2 pseudogenes are annotated in these 2,043 nt (G+C 62.2%); one reads left to right on the forward strand and one right to left on the reverse strand.

What is annotated here, in order from left to right:
• Positions 1–139: 139 nt before the first annotated feature.
• A pseudogene (locus JOZ76_RS16780) lies at positions 140–976 on the forward strand (helix-turn-helix domain-containing protein); the annotation flags it as partial.
• Positions 977–1,051: 75 nt separating this feature from the next.
• On the opposite strand, the pseudogene JOZ76_RS16785 reads toward JOZ76_RS16780, so the two are convergent.
• Positions 1,052–2,043 (reverse strand): annotated as a pseudogene (locus JOZ76_RS16785) (IS110 family transposase); the annotation flags it as partial.

Raw genomic sequence — 2,043 nt, forward strand, 5'->3', positions numbered from 1 at the left:
GAGTAGGAGAGCGCTGACCTGTAAAAGCTTGGACTTAATCTGACATTCGTTGTTGGTTTCCGAAGCGAAGCCGGCGGGCGGCGCGGTTCTCATCCAACGGGAACCGCGCCCGCCCGACCGGCGGAACGGAGATCACGACATGACGCAAGAGCAGAAGATTATTCGGGCGAAAGTGGGCCTGCTGGAGCTCGCCAAACAGCTCGGCAATGTCAGCCAGGCCTGCAAGATGATGGGGTACAGCCGCGACAGCTTCTATCGCTTTAAGGAGCTGTACGACAAAGGCGGCGAGCTGGCGCTGCAGGAGATCAGCCGGAAGAAGCCGATCCTGAAGAACCGCACCGCACCGGAAATCGAAGAAGCGGTCGTTGCAATCGCGGTCGAGCAGCCGGCTTGGGGTCAGGTGCGGGTCTCGGAGGCGCTGAAGCGACGCGGGTTGTCGATCTCGCCCGCCGGCGTGCGCTGCGTGTGGCAGCGCCACGACCTGACCGCGATGAAGCACCGCCTCAAAGCGCTCGAAGCGAAAGCGGCGCAGGATGGCATCCTGTTGACCGAGGCGCAGATCACTGCGCTCGAGAAAGCGAAGGCGGACAAAGAGGCGCATGGCGAGTTCGAGAGCGAGTGCCCCGGCTACTGCGGCGCGCAGGACACCTTCTATGTCGGCACGCTGAAGGGTGTCGGCCGGGTCTACCAGCAGACCTTCATCGACACCTATGCGAAGGTCGCCTTCGCCAAACTCTATGATCGCAAGACGCCGATCACCGCCGCCGAGATCCTCAATGACCGGGTGGTGCCATTCTACGAAGAGCACGGCATCCGGCTATGCCGCGTGCTGACCGATCGCGGCACCGAGTTCTGTGGTCGGGAAAGCCACGAGTATGAGCTCTATCTCGCGGTCGAGGATATCGATCACAGCCGCACCAAACCCAACCACCCTTGGACGACTGATGTAATCGACAAGGACTTTTTTGCGGTAACTGCGGTATGCTCAGCGAGCGCACAGGCGACCTCGTGGCGAAGAGTAGGGATGGGGTGAGACCCTGCCGCGCAGCCCTTATCGTCGCTCCCCAGGTGAGGCGCCCGTGCGCACCCGCTTTGGCCCTTTTGGCCTCCAGGCGGCAACGAAGCGCTTGTAGGCGTCTTCCGCCTGTTCAACCCATTGGCGCTCCGCCTCACGCTGGTGTCTTTCGTTGTAAGCGTGCGCCGCGCCTTTGCGACCGCGCATCCCCTTGTGGCCTGCTCTGAGTTCAAGGTCGCGCAATTTTCTGGCATGCAACGCCGGGCGGGCCCAAACGTAGCTCTCGTTTTTGGTCAGCAGATGCCAGATTAGAACGGCAAGTTTGCGCGCAGTTGCGACAGCGGCGACATGCTGACCGCGCCGGCCGCGCACGCGCAGAAAGAAGGCCCGCAGCGGACCGGGTGCCCGCACCGCTGCCCAAGCCGCCTCCACCAGCATGCCGCGAGCGTGGCCGCGACCCTGTTTCGTAATCCGGCCGTGGTAAGCCGGTCCGGGACCGATTGCCGGACACTGGGGTTCAGGCCCAGGTAGCTCACAAGCTTTTCCGGTCGCTCGAAGCGGCCGATTTCGCCGATGGCTGCCGTCATAGCGAGGGCAACGACCATGTCGATGCCAGGAATTGTCATCAGCCGTTTGACGCTGTCATCGGCTAAGGCCGAGCGCGCGAGATCCTGCTCAATGACTTTGAGGTCCTCGCCGAGCCGATCGAACTGACGCAAGTGCCGTTCGATCGCCAACCGTTCGTCCCCTGGCACGACCTGATTAGAAGCCAGGCTCGACCTTTTGGTCCGCATAGATCCTGATGGGGGCAGGACGGGATCAAGTGGCTGTGCAGGATCGATTGTATGATGTTTTTCAGCCGCGATCGCTGGCGGGCGACCTGATTGCGTCGTGTCACCTGCCGACGCAACGCCTGGGTTGGCTCACCCGGGATCCACACCTCCGGCAAAAAGCCGCTGTGTAAAGCTGGGCGAGAACGCCGGCGTCGATCTTATCGGTCTTGACCTTCGCATGCGCAATGATGCGCA

The organism is Bradyrhizobium sp. (assembly GCF_019244115.1).
GTDB lineage: Bacteria > Pseudomonadota > Alphaproteobacteria > Rhizobiales > Xanthobacteraceae > Bradyrhizobium.